This is a genomic window from Cryobacterium glucosi, from assembly GCF_004402235.1.
GTDB classification, from domain to species: Bacteria; Actinomycetota; Actinomycetes; order Actinomycetales; family Microbacteriaceae; genus Cryobacterium; species Cryobacterium glucosi.
On the sequence record NZ_SOFS01000031.1, the window covers coordinates 18838 to 39937 of the forward strand.

Annotated in this window: 19 protein-coding genes and 6 pseudogenes; 10 read left to right on the forward strand and 15 right to left on the reverse strand. The window is 61.3% G+C overall.

Features of this window, described 5'->3' with window-relative positions:
* Positions 1 to 778 precede the first annotated feature (778 nt).
* Together E3O46_RS13465 and E3O46_RS13470 are read right to left on the reverse strand one after the other, a co-directional pair.
* Positions 779 to 1390 carry a response regulator gene (locus tag E3O46_RS13465; RefSeq protein ID WP_134561857.1) on the reverse strand — a complete coding sequence of 204 codons (612 nt, stop codon included), beginning with the start codon at positions 1388 to 1390 and terminating at the stop codon, positions 779 to 781.
* A complete protein-coding gene (locus E3O46_RS13470) occupies positions 1387 to 2475 on the reverse strand; it encodes a sensor histidine kinase (protein WP_134561858.1) in 1089 nt (362 codons plus the stop codon). The genes E3O46_RS13465 and E3O46_RS13470 overlap by 4 nt, the downstream gene beginning before the upstream one ends.
* 437 nt (positions 2476 to 2912) lie before the next feature.
* On the opposite strand from E3O46_RS13470, the gene E3O46_RS13475 reads away from it, so the two are divergent.
* The 5 genes from E3O46_RS13475 to E3O46_RS18760 all read left to right on the forward strand — a co-directional run bounded on the left by E3O46_RS13475 (position 2913) and on the right by E3O46_RS18760 (position 5753).
* On the forward strand, positions 2913 to 3746 hold the full coding sequence (locus E3O46_RS13475) for a LysM peptidoglycan-binding domain-containing protein (RefSeq protein WP_134561859.1): 834 nt from the start codon (positions 2913 to 2915) through the stop codon (positions 3744 to 3746).
* Positions 3747 to 3946: 200 nt separating this feature from the next.
* Positions 3947 to 4264 (forward strand): DUF4190 domain-containing protein, encoded by a 318-nt coding sequence (locus tag E3O46_RS19045; RefSeq protein WP_420897743.1) that lies wholly within the window; start codon positions 3947 to 3949, stop codon positions 4262 to 4264.
* Positions 4261 to 4428 carry a hypothetical protein gene (locus E3O46_RS18330; protein ID WP_166788291.1) on the forward strand — a complete coding sequence of 56 codons (168 nt, stop codon included), beginning with the start codon at positions 4261 to 4263 and terminating at the stop codon, positions 4426 to 4428. Before E3O46_RS19045 ends, E3O46_RS18330 begins: the two co-directional genes overlap by 4 nt.
* 339 nt (positions 4429 to 4767) lie before the next feature.
* Positions 4768 to 4965, forward strand: a complete 198-nt coding sequence (locus E3O46_RS18755; protein WP_241987420.1) for a hypothetical protein — start codon at positions 4768 to 4770, stop codon at positions 4963 to 4965.
* Positions 4966 to 5168: 203 nt separating this feature from the next.
* Positions 5169 to 5753: a hypothetical protein gene (locus tag E3O46_RS18760; protein ID WP_241987421.1), complete on the forward strand. Its 585-nt coding sequence runs from the start codon at positions 5169 to 5171 to the stop codon at positions 5751 to 5753.
* Between the two features lie 212 nt (positions 5754 to 5965).
* On the opposite strand, the pseudogene E3O46_RS19050 reads toward E3O46_RS18760, so the two are convergent.
* A pseudogene (locus E3O46_RS19050) lies at positions 5966 to 6253 on the reverse strand (DNA/RNA non-specific endonuclease); the annotation flags it as partial.
* 280 nt (positions 6254 to 6533) lie between these two features.
* A pseudogene (locus tag E3O46_RS13490) lies at positions 6534 to 6929 on the reverse strand (transposase); the annotation flags it as partial.
* Between E3O46_RS13490 and E3O46_RS18335 the strand changes: the two are divergent.
* Positions 6876 to 7103, forward strand: coding sequence for a sulfocyanin-like copper-binding protein (locus E3O46_RS18335; RefSeq protein WP_166788289.1), 228 nt, complete (start codon positions 6876 to 6878; stop codon positions 7101 to 7103). The pseudogene E3O46_RS13490 and the gene E3O46_RS18335 sit on opposite strands and share 54 nt — an antisense overlap.
* Before the next feature lie 662 nt (positions 7104 to 7765).
* Here the strand turns inward: E3O46_RS18335 and E3O46_RS13500 are convergent.
* Positions 7766 to 8476, reverse strand: a pseudogene (locus tag E3O46_RS13500) (RHS repeat-associated core domain-containing protein); the annotation flags it as partial.
* 98 nt (positions 8477 to 8574) lie between these two features.
* On the opposite strand from E3O46_RS13500, the gene istB reads away from it, so the two are divergent.
* Positions 8575 to 9399, forward strand: a complete 825-nt coding sequence (gene istB / locus E3O46_RS13505; RefSeq protein ID WP_134564129.1) for an IS21-like element helper ATPase IstB — start codon at positions 8575 to 8577, stop codon at positions 9397 to 9399.
* 16 nt (positions 9400 to 9415) lie between these two features.
* Here the strand turns inward: istB and E3O46_RS13510 are convergent, their stop codons facing one another.
* Positions 9416 to 9706, reverse strand: coding sequence for an antibiotic biosynthesis monooxygenase family protein (locus E3O46_RS13510; protein ID WP_134561864.1), 291 nt, complete (start codon positions 9704 to 9706; stop codon positions 9416 to 9418).
* Positions 9707 to 9849: 143 nt separating this feature from the next.
* Between E3O46_RS13510 and E3O46_RS13515 the strand changes: the two are divergent.
* A pseudogene (locus E3O46_RS13515) lies at positions 9850 to 10077 on the forward strand (helix-turn-helix domain-containing protein); the annotation flags it as partial.
* 11 nt (positions 10078 to 10088) lie between these two features.
* Here E3O46_RS13515 and E3O46_RS13520 read toward each other — a convergent pair.
* The 8 genes and pseudogenes from E3O46_RS13520 to E3O46_RS13555 all read right to left on the reverse strand — a co-directional run bounded on the left by E3O46_RS13520 (position 10089) and on the right by E3O46_RS13555 (position 18461).
* On the reverse strand, positions 10089 to 11114 hold the full coding sequence (locus E3O46_RS13520) for a hypothetical protein (protein ID WP_134561865.1): 1026 nt from the start codon (positions 11112 to 11114) through the stop codon (positions 10089 to 10091).
* Between the two features lie 346 nt (positions 11115 to 11460).
* Positions 11461 to 12435 carry a sigma-70 family RNA polymerase sigma factor gene (locus E3O46_RS13525; RefSeq protein ID WP_134561866.1) on the reverse strand — a complete coding sequence of 325 codons (975 nt, stop codon included), beginning with the start codon at positions 12433 to 12435 and terminating at the stop codon, positions 11461 to 11463.
* A gap of 737 nt (positions 12436 to 13172) precedes the next feature.
* On the reverse strand, positions 13173 to 13622 hold the full coding sequence (locus E3O46_RS13530; RefSeq protein ID WP_134561867.1) for a PNPOx family protein: 450 nt from the start codon (positions 13620 to 13622) through the stop codon (positions 13173 to 13175).
* A 3-nt stretch (positions 13623 to 13625) separates the two neighbouring features.
* A complete protein-coding gene (locus E3O46_RS13535) occupies positions 13626 to 14336 on the reverse strand; it encodes a DUF554 domain-containing protein (RefSeq protein WP_134561868.1) in 711 nt (236 codons plus the stop codon).
* A complete protein-coding gene (locus E3O46_RS13540; RefSeq protein WP_134561869.1) occupies positions 14333 to 14914 on the reverse strand; it encodes a UbiX family flavin prenyltransferase in 582 nt (193 codons plus the stop codon). Before E3O46_RS13540 ends, E3O46_RS13535 begins: the two co-directional genes overlap by 4 nt.
* Complete coding sequence (locus tag E3O46_RS13545) at positions 14915 to 16447, reverse strand: UbiD family decarboxylase (protein WP_134561870.1); 1533 nt, start codon at positions 16445 to 16447, stop codon at positions 14915 to 14917. It lies immediately after the preceding gene.
* Between the two features lie 105 nt (positions 16448 to 16552).
* Positions 16553 to 17080, reverse strand: a complete 528-nt coding sequence (locus tag E3O46_RS13550; protein WP_134561871.1) for a MarR family winged helix-turn-helix transcriptional regulator — start codon at positions 17078 to 17080, stop codon at positions 16553 to 16555.
* 335 nt (positions 17081 to 17415) lie between these two features.
* Positions 17416 to 18461, reverse strand: a pseudogene (locus E3O46_RS13555) (IS110 family RNA-guided transposase).
* Between the two features lie 424 nt (positions 18462 to 18885).
* Between E3O46_RS13555 and E3O46_RS13560 the strand changes: the two are divergent.
* Positions 18886 to 19391, forward strand: a pseudogene (locus E3O46_RS13560) (transposase); the annotation flags it as partial.
* Positions 19392 to 19632: 241 nt separating this feature from the next.
* On the opposite strand, the gene E3O46_RS13565 reads toward E3O46_RS13560, so the two are convergent.
* Complete coding sequence (locus tag E3O46_RS13565) at positions 19633 to 20130, reverse strand: MarR family winged helix-turn-helix transcriptional regulator (RefSeq protein ID WP_134561872.1); 498 nt, start codon at positions 20128 to 20130, stop codon at positions 19633 to 19635.
* Positions 20131 to 20248: 118 nt separating this feature from the next.
* On the opposite strand from E3O46_RS13565, the gene E3O46_RS13570 reads away from it, so the two are divergent.
* The gene (locus E3O46_RS13570; protein ID WP_134561873.1) at positions 20249 to 21064 is read left to right on the forward strand and encodes a bacteriorhodopsin-like; all 816 of its coding nucleotides are present in this window, start codon (positions 20249 to 20251) and stop codon (positions 21062 to 21064) included.
* Positions 21065 to 21100 lie beyond the last annotated feature (36 nt).

A 21100-nucleotide genomic window follows, 5' to 3' on the forward strand; every position in this document is an offset into this window, starting at 1 on the left:
ACGCACCGGGCACGAATGGGCTGTCGCGCAGTCCCATGACCAAGAACAACATCAGGAACAATCCGAAGACATAACTCAGGATGGAATAGGTGAATCGTCTCCTGACCGGCACGAATGCGCCGGCATAGCCGGGACCAATCAACGGCTCCCACGACTTCCACGTTTGTGTCAGTTCTGCCGAGGTAGACATAGTGCCTCCAATTTCCGTGCCCTGTGGCCAGAGTCTACGAGGCATCAAGAGAACAGCCCGAGCTGTGGTGACTTTCGCTTTCTCGCCGCCCGCTGTCCTGGTAGCTGGTCGGATCTATCTGCGCACAGTAGGGAATACGACGATCGTTGCGACCGACTACTTCGGATTTGGCCGTGGCCGTCGTCGAACTTCGAGCCACGCAGCGAATCGAGCTTCAGATGTCAGCGCATTCTCCGGAATTGAAGTTCCGTCTTCCAAGCCCAGGCTCCGCTGAACCGAAAACGTCAATCGTTTCCGACACAGCCTGGTGAATACTACGATCGCGGCGTAGTACGCCAACTCGATCACGGAAAAGAGCGCGACCCAAAGAGAAGTCCTGTCTGGGTCATGAGGTATTAGGCCAGGGCCCACAGTGACTATCAGGATTTGAAAAAGCCAAAAGCCCAACTGAAGGAAGATCCCCGAGCGGTACTTCGTTCGCAAATGAGATCCTTCGACCCCGATCAGCGGCACCCATCCAGCGCTAGTAGGCAATCTGTGCACAACTCCTAGGTCGATGGAAACGGTCTAGCTCGTCTGGCTGCGGGTTCACGTGAATAGTCCGAGCCGTGCTGCTTTTCGAATGGCATCGATTCGGGATGTTGCGCCGAGTTTGGCGTAGATGTTCGTGGTGTGCCGTTTCACTGTGCCCTCGGCGATTGAGAGCTGGCTGCTGATGTCCTTGTTGGAGGCTGCCTGGCCGACCATGCGTAGGACCTGCATCTCTCGGTCGGAGAGTAGTTTGTTGGGCCGGGTAGGCTCATCGCCGCCCGCTGTCGTGGTCTGTGGACGGGATGGGGCAAGGATTGCCGCGATGAGGTCGTGACTGGCGACGTCCTTGGTGAAGTACGAGGCCGCGCCGGCTCGCAGGAGCTCCTGCCTGAGCACGCTGTCGCGATGCATGGTGAGGATGATCACCGCCACGTCCGGAGCCTTGCGGGCGATCTGCCGCAGGGTCGATTCTGCGGACGCTCCGGCCATCTCCACGTCCAGGAGCAGTACGTCGGGCCTGTGCTCGAGAGCGAGAATGATGGCTTGTTCACCGGATTCGCCTTCCGCGACGATCGTTATTCGGTCGTCCTGTTGCAGGAGAAGAGAGAGCCCACTTCGGAATAGGGCGTGATCGTCGACCAGGACGACACGTCGGGCATCGATTGTCACCGCGTACCGTTCCTGCTCGGCACGGTGAGCGTAACCGACGTGCCCCCGCCTGTTTTCGACGCAACTGTCATGTCGGCGCCGACGACGTCAGCTCGTTCGCGCATGGTCAGAAGTCCCATGGAATCTGTGCGCACTTGGAACGGGTCGAATCCGATGCCATCGTCGTGGATCTCGATTGCGACGTTGTGGTCGGTCCATGTGAAGGTGACATCGATGTGGGCCGCCTTCGCGTGTGCGACCGCGTTCCTCAGCGCCTCCCGAATGATGAGGAACACCTCTTCGCCGACTCCCGCGGGAATCCGACGCGGTATGCCCTTCGTGTGGACCGCTGTCGTGGACCCTGCTGACGCAGCGTCGCCCAGGAAATCACGCACAGCGTCATCGAGGACGTTGTTCCCCACGGTCTGCCGGAGTTCGAGGGCGATCTCTCGTGTGTTGTCGAGCGCTTGTTCCAGCAATCCGGTGGCCATCGTGAACATCTGGATGCCGTCATCGGTGCTGGTGCGTGCGGCTGTGATCCCCAGGTTGACGCGTTGGAGGCTGGCTGCGATACCGTGGGCGACACGATCGTGGAGTTCGCGTGAGACGCGCATCCGCTCTTCTGTCTGCGCCACCGAGAGACGTTCGAGAAGGACATCCACGTACCCGACTGAAGCCGACGCCACCCGTGCCATGATGCAGTGATGCAAGGTGCGTGCGACGGCGATCGCTGTTGGTGCCGTGAGCGTCACGTCGCCCAGCGCCTCGATGAGGCGGGGGAGAGCCAGATCGAACAGAGCGCTCGCTGCGGAGAGACTGTCTGACGGGTGGACGTCGTGGCCTGCTCGGGAACGGCCAATGTTCGCGGACGTAAGGCCGACCTGTACCCGCTCAATGATGGCAGTCGGGTCGAATACTCCGCGGTCTGCTTCGTCGGCGAGGGCGAGCAGGGTGTCGTTGACGATGTCCCGGACTTGACTGCGAACTTCACCCGCGGTGACCTCGTCGTCCACGAGAACGCTCTGCTGCGCGCGCAGCGTGGCATCGACGGAAGCGACAATCCGGTCGCGGATGAATGCGCGCTCGGCTGGCTCGGCTACTGGCATGTCCACAGCCTGCCACTTCCCGATGGCACCCCGCCGCAGTTGCCACGGCAGTCGAGCTGACCGGAACTGTAACCGCGTTTAATGTGACCAATGGCACATTCCGCTCGGGATGCGTCCCGCATAGCCTTGTCGATGACGGTCGTCCGTTCGCTCATCGCGGGGCCGGTGGGAACGCGTGGGAAACCCTGGGGGGAATCTGTATGACCGCTCGGCTCGCGATTGCAATGGGATCGGCTGGGCTCCACCCGGAGCAGGCAGGGCAATAATCATCGCTGCTCAGAGCGGGGCCGGTGGGGAAAACGTGGGGAACCTGGGGGGACCTGTGTGACTGCTCGACTCGCGATGGCAGTGGGCTAGCTAGCCATGACAGATTTCCCACCGCCAGTCCCGCGAGACGGCTACGACGTTCCTGCGCCGGCCATGGGTAGAGTGCGCTAATGAGACAGGGAGGCCACCGGTCGGTCCACTCCATCGGGATAGCAACATTGCTCGCGGCGATCCTGACAGGCTGCACGGCGCCTGCGGTGCATCCTGGTCCTTCGGAAGCGTCCAATGCGGCGGCGCCTGCACCGTCGGCTACTGCCGAGGAAGACACCGTGAAGAAGGTTCCGGGCTTGTCGGACCTGCCTCCTGGCACACTAATCGCCATGGGAGATTTCAGTGGCCAGGGAACCACGGGGAAGATCCAGATCAAGGCGAACGGCGCGGACCATGGGTTCGACGTCATCTTGACCGGCCTGCAACCTGTGCCGCTTGCCGGAGCCTCGCTCGAGCTGAATTCCCTGCCATCCACGGCAAGCGAATGGGACCTGCAGCAGGGCTTCAGCTACTACCGATACGACCCGCTCAGTCAGGTGTCCGATCAAACCTTCTCGACACCGAGCGTCGACTACGGTGGCTTCGAGACGAACGATCCCCGCTTCATGCGCACAGCCGTGATCTGGGCGGCACCGCCCGGAGCGCCGATCGGACTGGGCAGCGTCATCGCGACCGCCACACTCACCTGGGACCTTCCCAACATGCCTGCGGGCCCTAATGTCACCGACCATGGCTCTGCCGAGGGCGCGCAAGGTCAGGTTTCCCTTGGAGCTGACGACACTCCCTTCAGCTACCTGATCGCTCCAAACGACACGGAGAATGCAATCGCTGCTCGGTTCGGCATCACTGCGGAAGACCTCGAATGGCTCAACCCGGATCGGTTCGGCGATCGACTCAATCTGGCCAACATCACGATAAACCTGTCAATGGACTCGCGTGGCCTTCGTTGGTGAGTGGAAGTCCGGTCCGTGGCGACGGGCTGGATTGCGGTGGTGACCAAGGTGAGCTGGTCAATTCCGCTGGGACCTCCGCTGAGGATGCTCAGGTAACCCCGGCCCGGATTTCCGAAAAGGCGGGGCAGTCCGCGATCGGCAGTAAGTTCGTTGTCGGGGGCCGCCGATTGCCCTCGGTTCTTTCGAAGAGAGGGTTCGCCATGACAGATTTCCCGCCTCCCGTTCCGCGGGACGACTACGACGTGCCTGCACCTGTGCCGGTGGATCCGTGGGCGCTCGACGGCGTCCAGAGGACGCGTCCGCCATTTAACAGGACGGCCATTTGGGGTTTCGTACTCGCCTGCGTCGGGTTGATCGTTTTCGGATTCGTCGGTGCGTTGGCTACGGCACTCTGCGGCCGTGCGCTCCGGACCATACGTCGGACGGGGGCACGTGGTCGGGGTCTGGCGATCGCGGGCATGTGCATTGGCCTCATCGATTTCGTTTTCTACGTGATCGGCCGTTTCTACCTCGGATGACGAGACCCCGTGCAGTGGACGCGCAGGCCCGTGGCGCCTTCGGCGACCTCACCATCGCCTCTGCAATGGTCGACCGCACCGTCCACCACGTTGACCTCACTAGCCTCAAGTACGACGGCCTGCCGGCTCGACAACACGAAGCCATCGCGACCACGGCACGCTAGGAACACACGACAGTGGCCCTGGTTTCAGTTGGCGTTAACACACAGATTTGGTTGGTAAATAAATAGTTAACTAAAACACAGCTTGTAGTGTAAAGATGGTGGTATTCGAGTTTCTATTCTTTGCTCGAATGCCACCGGATGATTGGAGAGCTAATGGCTGTCACTACGCATGTTAATGCTGCTCACGCGAGGACGATCAGGCTCGACATCCGAGAAATCACTCGCCGGTTGAACGCATCATTGGGTGGAACCCTTGTTGCATCTCTATCCGGGAGCAAGGATCACAAGCTTCCGTACCGTTGGGCCAAGGCCGATGGCCCCGCTCCGAAGAATGAGTCAATGAGGCGGCTCCAGTTCGCCTACGAGCAGTGGACAAAGCTGGTCGAATCTGAAGGGGAGCACGTCGCACGCGCCTGGTTCATTGGTGCGAACCCCTGGCTCGGCTACGACACACCCATAACCGCTATCCGTGAGGACCGTTTCAAAGAAGCTGGCCAGGCCGTTCAAGCCATCATCGACGATACCTTTTCCGGTTAATGACGGTCTGTTCCGTCTCCGGGTTGGAGCTTGTCGACAATCCGGCGCCCGGCAGCTATCGCATTGCTCGAACTTCGTTCGGCGCGCTCTCCCCGGTAATACGAGAGCCTGAACCTGACGGTTCCCTCGACCCTGCCGGGTGGGGCCGGTACGACACTGTAGGGCGCACGCTCTACTCCACGAACGACCGACTCACGTCATTCATGGAGCTTCTCGCCCCCTACCGCACCGAAATCAACGGAAGTCGGCGCGCTCTGCAGAAAGACGCCGAGGCTATGGGTATTTCACTCGACGATTATTGGGCCATGGTGGTCACCGACTGGGACCAGGGCGGCACTATGCGTGCCAGATGGCTGCCGAAGGCGTGGCGCGAAGGACGTGCGATCTATCGACTCGACTACATGCCCGGGTGGTGGGTGGACATCACGTCAACCAGCACTCTGACCGCGCTCTCCACGCATCTTGAGGAAGAGTTGACCACTCTCGGAATCGATGGAGGTCTTACTGTCGCTCACCTCACGGGAGACGATCGTGCAATTACAACCATGATCGCGGGGTGGCTCAGGGATACTGTCACCCTCTTCGATGGAACTCAGCCCCTCGGCATCCGGTTCACCTCAAAGCACGGACACCCCGCCGGCGGAACTGGAACGTGCTGGGCGTATTGGATGCGGGCCACTGACGCTGGGGTGGACGAGCCGATCAAGATCATCAATGAAACCGCCATCGATGAGACCGACGAGGACTTGAAAGAGGCACAGGCGTTCTGCAGAATCCAGACCCGCTGATCAACCTGAAGCGTCAAGAGGTCGGCCAACCTAATTGAATCCGCTACCGCAAGTAGCGATTTGAACCTGAAAAAGTTGGCACATAACGCGACTAGTGCGTACCCTACGGTCCAGGACAAACCCGGCAGCGTGAAGCGAGTGGAGCTGTCCACCGATGCGGTCCACGCCGCGAACTTCCAGAAGGATTGCGGGAGCCCGACGCCGCGGTACATCGGATCATCAGTTGCGAGCACGGGCGCAGTGAAGGCGCTCTGCGGTTTTTGTTCGTGCGTGCGTAGGTGAGGACATGGTCCTCGAGGCCGAGCCAGAGCTTTCTCGACTGGTTGAATTCCCCGGCCTGCGGGGCGTGGCATCATGTTGTAGGCGAAGGTGTCAGCATTGGCTTGTCTGGCGGACACCGCGTCTCCCCACACCGGTTCTCGTCGCCGGACGAGATGTCCGCGGTCGCGAACGTTTTTCGCGTAGACCGCCTCCCCGGTCTGTTCGCCGATGGGATGCACGGGTCGAGGTGCAAGTCATCGCCTCGGTCAACGTCGACGAGCTGGTTACCGTCGATGTTGACGCCAGTCGCGAGGGCAAGGCGCCGCACAGGCTCCAGCAACACGGTGAAATGTGTGTAGGGCAGATCGCTGGCGCGTCACCTCATCGGGTAGCGCTGTTCTGGCGACCCGGTGTGTGATCTCGTGACATCCAGTGGACACTGGATCTCGTCACTTCGTGGACGCTGGGTCTCAAGGCTTTGCATCGCCGGAACAGCGCTACCCGATAGGGCGACTCGCCACCGTCGAGACCGCGAGTCTTCAACGACCGCAGGAAGCTGGTCCAGAAGCCCTCGTTCTCGCTGTCGCCAACGTCGAAGCCGAGGACTTCCCGGCGCCCATCAGCGGCCACGCCGACCGCCACGACGATCGCCTGGGACACGATCCGGTGGCCGACGCGGGCCTTGCAGTAGGTGGCGTCGAGGAGCACGTAGGGGAAGTCCTGCGCGGCAAGGGTGCGGTCGCGGAACTCGGCCACCTCAGCGTCCAGGCCCGCGCAGATCCGGGACACTTCAGACTTGGAGATCCCGGTGTCAGCGCCGAGGGCCTTGACGAGGTCGTCGACTTTCCGGGTCGAGACACCGTGGACGTAGGCCTCCATCACGACCGCGAACAGGGCCTAGTCTACCCGGCGGCGCTCGGCAGCCTCGGCGAAGCATCCACCACCAACGGGCAAGGCGCCGGTGAGGGAATCACGCCCGGAGCTGCTAGCTGGGTGACCATGGATCTGGCACCCGGACGCTACGAGGTGCTCTGCAACCTTCCCGGTCACTATCCCGCAGGAATGTACAGCGAGCTCACGGTTTCCTAGGCACACTGACGCGGCGTAGCGGTCAAGGGTGTCGACGTACGTGTAGGGCCTCATCCCGAACCTGTTTACCCCTCGGGGTGTGACGGTAGCTTGAATACATCGTGGCCAGGCATTGCCCGACCGGACGGAAATGAACAAGGAGGAAGAAATGATGTGGGGAAATGGATACAACATGGGTGCGGCGGGGTGGGTGTGGCCGATTGGGCTGCTCCTACTCGTCGGCATTGTCTTACTGGTCATCTGGGCAGTCCGCGCCTCGGGCGGCGGAGCGAACCGGGGTCGGCGCGATGATTCGTCAGCCGATTCGCGTCCACGAGGACCGAGCGCCGCGCGTCAGGTTCTGGACGAACGATTCGCCAAGGGTGAACTGAACGCCGAGGAATACCGCGAACGGTTGACGGTGCCACACCAGTCGAGTCCGTTGTCGTCGGAGCTTCGACATTTTGGTTACGGGGGTCAGTAGCCCAAGTCACTCCATTCGTCGGAGCCTCGCGCCCATGCGTCGTCGGCGAGGCGGATCAGTGTCCATGCATCGCCTGTGCCGAGGGTCTTCTCGACCCGCCTGAGAACAGTACCTCGCCGTGCTCGGAAGGGAAGGCCGGCGCCTCGGACCGCATACCTCCGGACAAGTGGAATGGCGAATGGTTCCCGCCGCATTTGCATCATGGTTGCAGGTCCTTGACATAGTTCGTATAGCCATTGAGTAACCGCTGCTCGAGTTCGTAAAACTGACTAGGTGTGGCTCCGGCAGGCGCTCCGATATCAACGATTCGCGTGCCTGCTCTCATTTCGCTACTGATAAAAGCCTTGTTGAAGAAGAGATCTATCGTTTCATTCCGCAAGGGAACCCAAGAGGGCGTCCCCGCGTACGTTCTCGCGCCGATCTGCTCAGCATATGGAACTACTCGCGCCATGCCTCGACCTATCACCAGCGTTTCGTTCGAAACCTGAACGGCGGCGCTGCCCGCACCGCCACCGGCTGCGGAAGCACCCCCGGACACCACGGCTGTGACTACACCACCGGCTACAGCGCCGCCGACGTACGATCCATCTTTGTTGAATGTGCAATTGAGGCCTGTGCCGAAAATACTGTCGCTCGCGCTGCGGGCCATATCGGTGAGCCCGAAGGAGGCGCCGTCCCCGAATCCGACGATGAAGCTGGTGACGTTGGCACCGGGCCCGTGGAGGAGGCTGCCTGCGAGCCAGTCGAGTCCGTTGTCGATTGTCCAGAGCCCGTACGGGTCGGTCGCGAGAAGGGGGTTGTTGGATGCGTAGGCGTACGGCTGGTGGGTAATGGAAAGGGCGGGGTCCACGGTGAGGAACTGCCCGGTGGCTGGGTCGTAGTCGCGGGCGCGGAGATACACGAGCCCGGTGTCGGGGTCGGACGTACGACGCGCTCGGGGACCCCCTCTCGGTGACGGATCCGCTTAAGCGGACCGCGACAGCAACATTTGATGCGACCGGTAATCGGTTGACCGCAACCAGCCCTACCGGGCGGAAGCCCAGCATCACCACGACCCTCCGACGAAGGCGAGGCCTCACTGAAGAGGCAGCCAACGCAGCGATCGACCAAGCCTGCCGCAGGCTCCGCCTTCCAACAATCCGCGCTGTCGTCGATGAAGCCACCACAGCAGCACAGAAGGAACAGCTGAGCTATCAAGGGTTCCTCGCAGAACTGCTGCTGGCCGAGTGCGACGACCGCGATCGCCGCTCATCGGTTCGACGAGTCAAAGCCGCAGGCTTCCCGAGAGACAAATGGCTCGGAGATTTCGACTTCGACGCCAACCCGAACATCAATTCCGCCACCATCAACACGTTAGCCACCGGGGATTGGATCCGCCGCGGGCAACCGCTCTGCCTCATCGGTGACTCAGGCACCGGCAAAAGCCACCTCCTCATCGGCCTCGGCACCGCCGCTGCCGAGAAAGGATTCAGGGTCAAATACACGCTCGCCACACGCCTCGTAAACGAACTCGTCGAAGCCGCCGACGAGAAGAATCTCGCCAGGACCATCGCCCGCTACGGCCGCGTGGACCTGCTGATGATCGATGAACTTGGTTACATGGAACTCGACCGGCGCGGCGCCGAACTCCTCTTCCAAGTCCTCACCGAGCGGGAAGAAAACAACTCGATCGCGATCGCGTCCAACGAGTCTTTCTCAGGCTGGACAAAGACCTTCACCGACCCCAGGCTCTGCGCCGCGATCGTTGACCGGCTGACCTTCAACGGCACCATCATTGAAACCGGCACCGACTCCTACCGACTCGCTCACACCCGCGCCGAACACATCACCTGATCAGCCGAGGTGGAAGCTACTTCACCTCTTCGAAGTGCTCGACAGCGGGGAACGGGTCGTAGAAACGGTGTAGTAACTCTTTCCAGGTCTTGTACTCCTCTGACGTTCGGAACCCGGACGTATGAGCTTCCAGAGAGTCCCACTCCACGAGGAGCAAGTAGAGGTTGGGCGATTCCATCGATCGGGATAAGGAAAGGCACCGAAACCCGGGTTGCTTGCTGATGAGGGAACGCGCTTGCGCGAACGCCACCTCGAATTCCGATTCGTAACCCGAACGAACAGGAAGAATCGCGTGCTCAAGAATCATGCACCCAGCCTTTCACACTCTCCTGAGCCGACCCGGGACGCAGCACTAACCCTCCCAACTGATCCACATCGATGGGTACCGCTTAGATCGCCCTCATGGGTCCCGCTTGTGTTGACATAGCCAACTGACTATGGCAGCCTCAGGGGGCTTTTGCTGAGTTCGAGCGGTCTCTGATTCGCGAACGTCAGCGTGAGGGTATTGCCCTGGCGAAGAGGCGTGGTGTGTACCGGGGACGCGCGCCTTCTCTGGATGCGGCCCGGGCTGCGGAGTTGCGTGAGAAGGCGGCCGACGGCGTGCCGAAGGCTGCTCTGGCTCGAGACTTTGGTATCAGCCGGGAAACTGTTTACGCGTATCTCCGCGCTGAGGTTTGAAAGACTTTCCGCTAACGGACGAGGCCGTTGGCGGTGGGGGTGGACGTGACATCATCTGTTGGAAGAAGTTCTGTGTGCTCACGCGCGTATTTGCGTGCCCGGTATATTCGTCGACCGAACAGAGGGAAGAAAGCCAGCAGCACGACGAGGAGCGCGATAATTAGCCCGATCGAAAAGTCCGATCGGGTTCCCGCCACGAGGGACTGTGCCTGCTGGATTCCGAGTCCGACATAGAGCAGCGTGATGTAAGCGAGTTGGAAGGGAAAGACAATCGAAATCAGCACCGCGTATTTGGCCGCAGCGACCTGCTCGTCGTGATCGAGCTCTAGTTGCTTGCCGCGTAGCACTACCTTGCCCATCTTTCTCAATCTTCCAAGGTCCCGGCTGACGCTTTCGCGAAGACGGCGATTTAGTGGCAGCGTCACGAGTATGCAGGCAAGGGCCGCGGCGAAGAACGCAGATTCTGCCGCGAAGGTCAGCTGCACGCCGATTTCCGAGATGGCGGACGTGCTCCCACGGGCGAGAACAATGAACAGCACGAGAGCGAGTACGAGTGTGGCTACAAAGGTGATGGCAACGATGGTGATCTTGCGCACGATCTCCCTTCGGCTGATCGGAACCCAGGGTCGTTCGACGAGGGGACGTGCTTCTTCGTGTCGGAGGAGCGTTTGTCCCACGAGCAATGCGACCGCGGTGAGCGCGACCCCGGCTCCGATGAAGACGATCGGCAGCCAAGCAGGCGCGTGGGTGAGGAGCGCATAGAGAATGATCGCGACCGCTCCGAGTGCCTCGAGTCCGAGCACTATCCCGAACCACCATCTGAAATACCGTCGACTCTCGCCCGTTTTCTTCACATCCCAATATGACGTGATTGAACCCAGGATGAGTGGGCCGTAGATGAAAACACAGAGCGCGCCGATCGCCAGTAACAGCAGGCCGCTCGAATCTGTTGGCGCTTGGACGAGGATCAGGAAGGTGCCGCCGATAATGAGGCCGGTTGCCACGAGCACCGACAAAATGTATGCGAGTACTTTCATGGTTGTAAGCCTTTCGGGTCGGATCGTGATACTCACACTCAGCAGCCTCGTAGTCAACCCGAAAATTGGGCCGCTCGAAAAATGTTGAATTCCATCAATTTCGCCAAACGAGCACCGTTGTCTCAGTTTTTTACTTGGCCCACTTCACGCGCAGAAGGTTCTACCTCAGCAGCTCACACCTCTCGACTTGTCGGGGGATCGGCCGCCGCTCAGTCGTGGGTTAGTCGTCGCTGTACGGAATTCTGGTGGCCAGCCCATTCTGCCGGGGCCAGCAAACGCGCGCACCAAGGTGCGAAGTTCCTCACCGTGACCGAAACCGACCGGGGGTTGTCTTCCCTATCGCGTTTTAGTCGTAGAGGTATTGTTCGAGTCGGGGTACGCGCAGGAGTGCGAGGGCGCGTTTTTCGATTTGTCTGACGCGTTCCCGGGTGACGCCCTGGACGGCTGCGACCTGTTCGAGGGTGTGCGGCTCGTCGCCGTCGAGTCCGAACCGGGCGGTCAAGATGGCCTGTTCCCGGGACGGCAGTCGGTGAAGGTGGAAGGAGATATCGGCCCGGCGGAGGGTCAGGGTCGCGTATTCCTCGGGCTCGGGCAGGTCGCCGTCTTGGATGAGTTCGGAGATGTCCCCAACACCATCACCGATCGGCATGTCCAGAGAGATGGGTTCGCGGTCGTAGCTGAGTAACCTGGACACGTCCTTGGCCGGGAGAAGGCTGGCAGCTGCCAGTTCCTCGATGGTTGGTTCCCGATCGAGGGAAATCATAAGGTCGCGGCGGATTAGCTTGATCTTGTTGAGCTTTTCCGCGGTGTGCACGGGGATGCGGATCATGCGGGACTTGTCGGCTATGCCGCGGTGGATTGCTTGGCGGATCCACCAGGTGGCGTAGGTGGAGAACTTGTAGCCGGTCGTGAAGTCGTACTTTTCTACCGCGCGGACGAGGCCGATGTTGCCGTCCTGGACGAGGTCCATGATCGGCACCCCGCGGCCGGAGTAGTGTTTGGCGATGCTGACGACGAGGCGGAGGTTGGCTTCGATGAAGTGGTTCTTCGCCCGGCCGCCGTCGTGGGCGAGCCAGGCGAGTTCCCGGGAAAGCTCGTGGTCGTCGACCCCGTGCGCGAGTTTTTCGGCGGCGAACAGTCCGACTTCGATCTGCTTGGCGAGGTTGACTTCGTCCTCGGCGCTGAGGAGGGGGCCTTTGCCGATGCGGCGCAGATAGTCACCGAAAGTATCTGTGGCCTCGCGCGTATAGCGCCCGGCGACCGCCGGGCGAACAAGCGAGACTGGGGAGGTGGTTGTCGGGGCTTGGGTTTCGGCGCTCATTTCGTTGCCGCCCCGGCGATACTCTCCACCGCTCGGGCCAGGGTGGACATGGCACAGCATTCTAGAGGCCTGATGAGACTCGTCGCCTCGAAGGTATCTCCGACGTGTTGAATGTAGCCGAGGAGAACAGAGGCCGGCTCATCCCCGTCTCGCTGACCTCGTACTTGCCAGGTCGTCGCGGAAACGGCGACTAAGCTAACGCTATCGGGCTGACGTGAAGCTAGGACATGTTCGGGCATGAACGCCTCCAAATCACAATGGGAGGTTCAGTACACATGCTGAAAAGAGAACTCTCAAGAGGGTTGACGTACCCCTGCGCACCCCTGTATGGGGGCGTCCAACCGTCGCTACGTCAAGTCGCGATGAGTTGGAAAGAAACCTCTCGTTGGTCAGCCGTAAGGTCGTCTGGGACCGACGGCCTCGGCAAAAACGACATGCTCCTCGAACGGTGCAGGTCCTACGAACCTGCTGACATTTGGGCGATGAAAGCGTACCGACGCACGGTTTCGGATGGAGTGTTTAGACCTTGATGCATGCAGGGTCGTGATGATGTTCAGCGTCAGTTGTTTGATACTGGGGCGTACGCGAAATTCGCACGCAGAAGAAAGCTACTGATGGAGAGAGCCTGCACTCACGAGAGGGCCAGTGGCCGCCTCACATCGGTGCAACACGCCCATCAGGGCCGGGGTTACACCACGCTATTGGACGCAACCGGCCACGCGCGGCGGCGCGACCCTCTAGTCGAGCTGGGGCCACTCTTCTTTGTGACTGAATCCCCTTGAGTTGTCGACCATTTTTAAGTAGGTCGGCGCCAGTGCCCACAGCGCGACGTTCACAATAATAGGCACCGGGGATATCGCGGCGAACAGTTTTCGCCCCCGGTCGGCCTCCGCGCCAGCAAGCAGAGTCGACGTTCCGCGCAGCTGAATACCCTGAAGCTTCGTGACGTCTTTTTCTTGGGTGGAAATAGTCGCGGCGACGGTGGGATTGGCCAGCATCAGGCGCCCATGGGCCGTGTTCGGGCTCGTGACAAACAGCAGCCTCCGCCCGGGCAGGTCAAACGAGTAGAACACACTCGCCGCCCACACCGCGTTTTCGGCGCTGGCGGCGAGCGACACCACGTGGTGGCCGGCGATATACCGGTCGATCGCCGCGGTGAACGCGGGCGATATGGTTCCGGCGGCCATGGTTTAGAAGACCAAAGACCAGAGCGTGGTCACCGGAATAACGAAGATCAGCGCCGGCAGCATATTCGCAATCGGGAAGTTTTTCAGGCCGCAGATTCGGAAACCTGTTGCCAGCATCAGAACTCCACCCACGGCGGAGAAGTTGGCCTCTGCGCCACCGCTCATCAGCGGCTCAATGAACACGGCGCCGAGCTCAATCAGAACCATGATGACGATCTGCGGCACCGCGACCACTCCGACCGCGTAGCCCAGGGTGGTGGCAAAGATTGCAGAAGTCAGAAGGTCGAGCGCGGCCTTGGCGATCAGAATCGACGGGTCGCCGGTCATGCTTTCGTGCAGAGCGCCAAAGATTCCGGTTCCGCTCGCACAGAAGAGCACCACAATGGCCACGTACTTCTCGAGGAATTCTTCATGGGTGATGTTGCCGGGTATCGGCACAACCCGTCCGATGAAGCGGTTTAGCGCCGATGCGGCCACGCCGATGACCTTCTCGACGTAGGCCAGCTCCCCTACCACGCAGCCGAGGAGAACCGAGATAACCATCACGCCGATGGTATCGACCTTGACGATCATCACCACGCCCATGGCCATCGAAGCCACACCGAAGATTGCGGGCAGGCCGACTTTCAGTCGTGTGGGCATACGACCGCCGAGGGCCGCACCTCCAAAGCCGCCGACCAGCACGGCTACGGAGTTGATAATAGCGCCTATCATTGGACCTTCTTTGATTCGGCTCCCCAGCGGGGGAAGGTGTCGATGTGGATGTCAAACAGGTCGAGAACCCGACCTACGGTCTGGTCAACGATGTCGATCGACGACGTCGGTCTGATGTAAAAGGCGGGGACCGGCGGGAAGATGATCCCGCCGGCCTCGGTCACAGCCGTCATGTTGCGCAGGTGCACCAGTGACAATGGGGTTTCCCGCGCGAGTAGCACCAGGCGGCGACGTTCCTTGAGGATGACGTCGGCCGCCCGCGAGACCAGCGATGCGCTGACGCCGGTGGCTATCTCGGCCAGAGTGCGCATCGAGCAGGGCGCTATGACCATGCCGTCAGTGACGAAAGAACCCGAGGAGATCGACGCTGCGATGTCGGAGGGCTTGTGCACAAAATCGGCAAGGCCCTCCAACTCGTGTTTGGACAGCACCGTTTCGTACTCCCGGGTGATCTGCCCGGAAGGTGATATGACGAGATGGGTTTCGACGTCCTGTCCGCGCAGCACGTCAAGCATCCGAACGCCATAGGCGATTCCGCTAGCACCGGTGATGCCGACAATCAGGCGCTTGCGCGCCACCTAGTCCTCGTACTCGGGGAAGTGAAGGCTCGGAGCCCATGGCCGGGGGTCGACTTCCTTGAACTGGGCGCGGGCGAAAACATCCTTCATGTGGAACGGTGCGGTCGCGTCAAAGATCGTCTTTGCGGTCACGCCCTTCACGGGAAGGCGCGGGTCGTAGTCCGGCTGCTGGCTAGGGTCAAGCACGTGCCCCATCACACCGGGAACCACGATGAGGTCGAGGTCGCCCTGCATCCGGGTGGTCATCGCCCACAGCACGTCGTCGGAGTCGAACGGGTCAACGTCTTCGTCCACGAGGATGACGTTCTTCAGCTCGCTGTAGGTGGCCAGGGCCACCAGAGCGGCCTGGCGGGCACGGCCGTCATCGAACGCCTTGGACTTGTTCACCTGCACAACCGCGAGCAACTTGCCGCCGCCGGCGGTATGTGCGTAGACCTGCGAGACGAAGCCCGGCAGGGCCGCGTCCAACGCGCGAAGGATCGAGGCCTCAGTCGGGATTCCGGCCAGCGACGTATGCTCCTCGCCCGGGCCGACGAGAGTCTCAAGGATCGGGTGCGTCCGGGTGGTCACCGCCGTGACCTTGAAGATCGGCAGCGCGGCGTTGGCCGGGCCGTTGTAGCCGGGAAACTCGGGCATGGCGTGCCCAGTGTCCGAGTGCAGGTCCTCGCGCATACGCACGTTCGGCAATAGCTCGCCCTCGATGACGATCTCAGCGCGCGCGATGGAGTGCTGGTTCACAGTGATGGCCTTGACCAGCTCGACGGGCGAGTGGCGCAGCCCGCCAGCGACCTGCAACTCGTCGTAACCGAACGGTGTGGTCGGCGCCTCGAAACAGGCTCCGATGTAGACGGCGGGGTCGAGACCCATGTTGATGGTTATCGGAAGAGCCTCGCCCTTGGCCTCGGCCTTGAGCCGGAACGCGTCGATGTGGCGGCCCGGCGCGAAGAAGATCGACAGCTCGTCCTTGCCCTGCACTGCGATACGGTGAATAGTGACGTCGGAGTGGCCATTTTCGGGGTCGGTGCCCAGCAGCAATCCCATACAGAAGTACGGTGCGGCGTCTTCCGGCGTGTTCGTCGGGGCCGGCAGCAGTGTACGGATGTCGAAGCCGGGGTCGGAGGCGAGGTAGATCTTCTCCTGCACAGGTGCATTGTTCTTGTCCACAACGACGGGTGCGAGCGCCGCGTTGAAAGCGGCGGCCACAACCTGGTTCACTGTCTTCGGGGTGGCGCCGAGCAGGGTCGCGACGCGGCTTCGATCGGCGAGCACACCCACCACAACACGCACGTCATCGAAGCCGATGATCTTGTTGAACTGCATCGCGGGGCCACGACGAGTGGGCCGCATCACCGTTCCACCAGCGCCGACGTGCTTGTACACGCCCGCCAGTTCGGCGTTCGGGTCGACCGGATGATCGGTCTGGATGAAGTTCTTCGGATCATCGGCGATGAGGGCGAGGGCCGACCTGAGGTCGTTAACCTGTCCCTGCGGCGCCTGGGCTATCGTCGGTTCCGCGCTGTTGATAAGCGCCATGAGGATCCTCCTACGGATTCACGAGCCCTACTAGGCCCAGACACCAGCGTAATCCTTAACTAGTTAAGTATTTTACCCCCGGTGTAAGCCACCCGGCTCATGGATTCAGCCCGGCTTGTGAGCGAGCAGACGCTGCAGCAACCGGATGAGCTGGCGCTGGTCAGCTTCTGCCAGTCCACCCAAGCTCGCTGCCTCGGCAGCGAAAAACTCGTCGAGCACCCCGTCCAGCACGGCGCGCCCATCGTCAGTCAGCGCAAGCTGGTACTGGCGGGCGTCCTTCGGATCCAAGCTGCGCGTGACCAACCCCATCTCATGCAGACGCCCGAGGCGCTTCTTCATTCCCGCCTGCGTCACGAACATCTGGCCAGCAAGCTGTGCCTGCGTAACAAACGTGTCACCATCGGCGCGATAAAGCGCCGCGAGGATATCGAAAATCTCCCGTGACAAGCCATGGGCGGCCAACACAACATCCGCACCGGAACGAAGGTGTATGGCGGTGCTTCTCACCAGGGCGATGAGCTCGACCTGCTGGGAATCATGGCCCCGCCGTTCCCACTGAGCGGCGAGTTCGTGCACGGCGCGAGAGGAATGAGTGTCTTCGTCTGCGCCAAATTGTGTCTCAGGCGAAGCCATGCAGTTAGGCTACCACCCAGCCCGACTCCGCTGTGAGCGCCGCGACACCAGCAGTTCCTGGCGTCGTCGCGGCAGAAACGCACTCCCGACGAGGGCACTCCCACGTCTTTGCTGTAAAAACCTACTCGTCGCTATTGGAGCCAGCGGCGACCAGGCACGCGCCCCGGGCGGAACGTGGAGGAATAGAGGTGCGGCCGCGGTCACGCCCCGATGAATGGTGTGGTTTCCCGCTCTTGAGCGTTGCTTCGCCAACGGGAAGAGCCACCGTGGGATGGTCAGTGAGAACCGATCAAAGAACTCACAAAGGACACCACACGACCCTTCTATGGTTGAAATCAAGCAGTAAGGGTCGCCAGTGAGCGATAGATGCTGCGGGCGATGATCGTTTGAGGCAGCGGTGGATCTCTCGCCGGGTCTTGCCTTCGGCGGTTCTTCTGTCAACGTAGCTTTTCGTCGTGGGGTCGGTGATCATGCGGCAGCGGGCGATGATGTGGAGCGCTCGGTTTAGTTGACGGTCGCCGTGGCGGTTGAGGCGATGCCGGGTCGTATTTCCTGATGATGCCGGAATTGGGCTAACGCCAGCCAACGCCGCGAAGGCGGCTTCCGAGCGCACTCTGCCTTGGTGGGAATAAGCGGTCAGGATGATAGCGGCCGTGAACGGTCCGACACCGGGGATGTCCTGGATGCCTGGAGCGAGTTCGTCGACGTGCTTTGACAGGGCCGCGTGATTCGTTTTCAACTCGTGAGTGCGTTGGTGGATCGCGGAGGCGAGCCTGCGGGCTTCAGTTCGGGCGACGGCAGCGGCAGTGTCATCGCTGGAGCGATCGCGCCATGCGGCGATCATGTCGACTTGAGTGTTGGTCAGGGGTGCGCGGACGTCGAGGCCCAGGTTGATTATCCGCAGGAGCGCGTTGAGCGCGTTGCGGTCGCTGGTGCGTTGGGAATCGATACTGTGTCTCGCGACGAGCAGAACTCGAAGGGCGCTGCGAAGCCCGTCGGCGCGCGGCAGAATCAGCGCGGTCGCATCGGTGCCAAGCGCGGTGCGGGCGGCAGCCACGGTATCGATTTGGTCGGTTTTGCCGTGACCATCCCGGGCCTGCCGTTTGGGTGGTTTGACCTCGCAGACGCGGATCCCCGCGGTGGTGAGAGCGCGAGTCACGGTGGCTCCGTAGGAGCCGGTGCCCTCGACAGCGGCAAGCTGCTGCCCATCCGAGCGTCGCTCAATCCATGCGATCGCGCGGGCGGTGCCAGCGTCGGTGGTGGGAAATGAAGCGGTGTCAATGACTGCGCCAGTAGCGGCAGCAACGACTGCGTAGGTGTGCGTTTTGGCGTGGGTATCCACGCCGATGACGTATTTGTATGTGTCAGCCACGGTGCTCACGAAGTGTCTTCTTCCAGTAAATGGTTCGTTATCCAGGCCTGGGAGAATCGTCGCGAGGCAGATCTCTAATGAGTCACACCCCCGCCGGAGCGTGGGTGGACAACGTTCTATGAAGCCATCGAAACGGGTCAGGCCGGCACCGACCTAGCCCAGCGGACAGGTCGTGTGAAAGCCACCGCTTGCGCGGGACAGATGGCTCTTGAGTCACGTTGGGAAAGGCCGATACCAGCTTGCCAGCCAGCCCCAGGCCAGCTACTAACCATTAGAGATGGCTCTAGACCAGGCTGCCCTGCTCAACCTGCTGGGAGAACTCAAACTCACCGATGTCACCGACCGTATCCGCGTCGCGACGGAAACTCTCTATCAAGAATTGATCGATGCGGAAGCGACCGCGTTCATCGGAGCCGCCCCATTCGAGCGCTCGGGCGCTGGCTGGCAGCGCTGCCGGGTGCACTTCATCCGTAATGTCCTGGCCGTGATCCCGAAGGGGTCCCAGGACATGGTCGCCTCGATCATCCGCACCATCTTCGCTCAGCCCGACCGTGAGCACATCGAGAAGCAGTTCCGTAAGGTCGCCACGATACTCGGCCGGTCCCACCCGAAAGTCGCCGCGATGCTCGTCGACGCGCAACCCGACCTGCTCGCTTTCGCCGCGTTCCACAGGCGACACTGGCGACAGATCTGGTCCACGAACCTGCTGGAACGGGTAAATAAAGATATCAAACGCCGCACCGACGTCGTCGGCGTGTTCCCAACGCCGCCGCCCTGTTGCGCCTGGTCGGGTCGGTTCTGATCGAGCAGCACGACGAGTTGGAAGCCGGCGAACGCCGCTACTTCTCTGAAGCATCCATGCTCGAACTGGCCACCATGAACAACCCCATCGAGGTCCTCGACGAGGCGGTGATCCTCCCCGAATTCGCCGCCGCCTAAACTAAAATAATTGATCCGCACGGTGTTGAGAAACTCCGCCACTCAGCGGGACGTGACCTCGGAAACCACCCACGGTTACGTCAGGAAAGCCGCATTTCTGGTCAGTTCGGCATGACCAATAACAGCGTATTCCGGTCGACAGAATGTCCGGATAGGAGACGGTGTAAGCGCTCGGCAGACCTAGTTGTGCCCGTTGTTCAGCTTGCCGTTTTTGACAAAGAGCGAGTAGCCGTTCTGCGCGTCAGGGGCGCGCGGACCGAGTGCGCACCTCGGCTGCGACCGACGTGAGCGCCTCGGTGAAGGCGGTGAGCTGCATAGCAGTGAGGCTGGTGGTGCAGGCGGCGAGCATCTTCGAGAAATCTCGGTGGATGCCGCTCATCACGTCGTGCCCATGCTGGGTCAGTTCAAGATAAAGGCTGCGGCGGTCGCCGGGATGGTCGACCCGGTGCAACAGGTTCGCGTCGACTAACCGGCGGGCGATGGCTGTGATAGCACCGGTGGTCATACCCAGGTGGTGGGCCAGGTCCTTGGGCGTGATGCTCATCGACCGACCCACCCTGAACAGCGCACGCAACTCGGTGCCGCTCACACCGGAATCTTGCGCGATGCGCTGGCGGTTGGCATCGAAGGCGCTCACTAACAGCGTAGCCGCCGCCGGAAAACCGGTGAGGGTGTGCGCGAGTGGTGCGGGTTGGGCCATGTCGCCTCCGGTCGGCCCGGAGCGAGTCGTGTCACTCACGGTGGGGGGAGCGCATTTTATCGAATCCTTCCCAAACACGCTCAGAATGTATTTTAATGTTGATGTAACTTACTCAGTAAGACATATCAGGCACTGACAGACCCCGATGGAGTAGCTCATGATTCCCGACATTCTCTCGCTTGGTCAATACGACACCGTCTACAACTTTCTTTCGCTGGTGATCGCCGCGCAACTGTTCACGGCGGTGTACCTCCTGATCGCGCTGCCGCGCATTCTGCCTCGGTACCGGCAGGCAATCACAGTCGCCATCGTGGTCTGCGGTATCGCCGCGTACCACTACTTCCGCATCTTCGATTCGTTCAAGGCGGCATTCGTGACCGACGCCGTGGGTGGCCGAGGCGACTACGCTCAGGCCGCCGGGGCGGGATTCAATGAGGGCTACCGTTACGTGGACTGGCTCCTTACCGTGCCCTTGCTGCTGGTCGAGCTCATCGCCGTGCTCGCGCTGGCCCGGTCGGTGCAGCGGGGTCTTCTCGTGCGGCTCGTTCCGGCTGCCGCGCTCATGATCATCCTCGGCTACCCCGGCGAGATCAGTGGCGACAACGGTCTCCGTGGCCTGTTCGGACTGCTGTCAACCGTCCCGTTCGCCTACATTCTCTATGTTTTGTTCGTGCAGCTGAGTAAGTCGCTGAACCAGCAGCCCGTGGGCGTGCGACGCACACTGAGCCAGCTACGCTTCTTGCTGTTGCTGAGCTGGGGCGTCTATCCGATCGCCTATCTGTTGCCGCTGCTGAGCATCGCCGGTCCTGATGCCTGGGTCTACAAACAGGTCGGCTACTCGATCGCCGATATCCTGGCCAAGGCCGTCTATGCGCTGATCATCTTCCAGGTAGCGCGCATCAAATCTTTCGACGACGACCCCACGTTCGCCGACGTCGAGCGCTCCCGCGACGGGGCTCCGGCGCGCACCTGACCCTGAGGTAGGCGTCACGTTGCGGCGCGCGGGTAG